At 67.1% G+C, this 1,702-nt stretch carries 1 protein-coding gene; it reads left to right on the top strand.

Annotation, left to right across the window (positions count from 1 at the left end):
* The first annotated feature begins 26 nt into the window (after nucleotides 1-26).
* Complete coding sequence (locus tag JZ792_RS41020) at nucleotides 27-1,697, top strand: FAD-dependent oxidoreductase (RefSeq protein WP_216918359.1); 1,671 nt, start codon at nucleotides 27-29, stop codon at nucleotides 1,695-1,697.
* Nucleotides 1,698-1,702 lie beyond the last annotated feature (5 nt).

The raw sequence follows: 1,702 nt of genomic DNA, 5'->3' as shown, positions 1-1,702 counted from the left end.
ACGCACATTTTCGAGGATCTGCAAATATGGCCTACGTAATCACGCAGCGTTGTTGCAACGACGCCAGCTGCGTCTCCGAGTGCCCGGTCGATTGCATTCGCCCGACACCGGACCAGCCTGATTTCGCGACGACCGAGATGCTCTACATCGACCCCGACACCTGCATCGATTGCGGTGCCTGTGTGGACGCGTGCCCGGTGGAAGCCATCTTCTCCGAGGATGACCTGTCGGCGTCGCTGGCTCGGTTCCGCGATATCAACGCCTCCTATTTCGAGCGGCATCCGCTCGAGTCCAACTTCGACCCGATCAAGACGCCTGCGCGCCCGCCCAAGGATCTGGGCACGCTACGCGTGGCGATCGTCGGCGCGGGCCCAGCGGCCTGCTACGCCGCCGACGAGCTGCTTCGCCGTAGCGATGTGGAGGTCGAGATGATCGACCGGCTACCGACGCCGTGGGGCCTGGTGCGAGCGGGCGTCGCGCCCGACCACCCGGGCACCAAGACGGTGTCGAAACTCTTCGAGTCGGCGTTCCGGCGCGAGACGTTGCAGTACTACCTCAACGTCGAGGTCGGCACCCACATCTCGCACGAGGAACTGCTCGAGCACCACCACGCGGTGATCTACGCGGTCGGCGCTTCCTCGGACCGCAAGATGGGCGTGCCGGGGGAGGATCTGCCCGGCAGCCATTCGGCGACCGAATTCGTCGCCTGGTACAACGGCCACCCCGACTACGCCGATCGGACCTTCGACCTGTCGGGTGAGCGGGCGGTGATCGTCGGAAACGGCAACGTCGCCCTCGACGTGGCGCGGGTACTGACCGTCGACCCGGACGACCTGGCCAAGACCGATATCGCCGACCACGCCCTGGACGCGCTGCGCGGCAGCAATATCCGCGAGGTCGTCGTGCTCGGCCGTCGCGGTCCGTTGCAGGCGGCCTACACCTCGCCGGAGTTCTTGGCGCTCGTGCACCTGAAGGGCGTCGACGTGATCGTCGACGAGGCCGATCTGGCACTGGATCACGCCAGCCAGGAACTGCTGGACGACCCGATGGTCGAGCCCTCGCTCAAGCTCAAGTACACCCTCGCCGAGGAGTACGCGGGCGGACGGCGCGATCCGGCGAACAAGCGGATCGTGTTCCGGTACCTGGCCTCGCCGACCGCCGTGCACGGCGCCGACAAGGTCGAGTCGCTGGAATTCGTGCACAACGAATTGTTCAGCGACGAGGGCCAGTTGGTGGCGCGGGCGACCGACCGCACCGAAACCCTGGAAACGGGCCTGGTGCTGCGTTCCATCGGCTACAAGGGCGAAGCCGTCGCGGACCTGCCCTTCGACGAGCGACGCGGCGTCGTGCCCAACGAGCACGGCCGGGTCATCGCCGCCGACGGTGCGCCGGTGAACGGTGTGTACGTCAGCGGGTGGATCAAGCGTGGCCCCCGCGGTGTCATCGGCTCGAACCGGATCGACTCCGAGGAGACGGTCGAGCAGTTGATCGGGGACTTCACCTCGGGCAAGCTGGCCGCCCCGCAGAAGGACCGCGCGGCGCTCAAGGCGCTGATCGGTGAGCGTCAGCAGGATCTCGTCGACCGTGACGGCTGGAAGGCCATCGACGCCGCCGAGAAGACCGCGGGCAAGGCGGCGGGACGCCCCCGCGTCAAGCTCACCACCCGCGAGGATCTGCTCAAGGCCGCACGCGGCTGAACGAA

This window comes from Nocardia noduli (assembly GCF_019038455.1).
Classification (GTDB): Bacteria; Actinomycetota; Actinomycetes; order Mycobacteriales; family Mycobacteriaceae; genus Nocardia; species Nocardia noduli.
Note: the sequence above shows the minus strand (reverse complement) of the source record. Positions and strands in the feature narration are given on the sequence as shown.

What these genes read in the sequence shown, in the direction of transcription:
- JZ792_RS41020 (WP_216918359.1), top strand. Translation starts at nt 27, where the DNA reads ATGGCCTACGTAATCACGCAGCGTTGTTGCAACGACGCCAGCTGCGTC.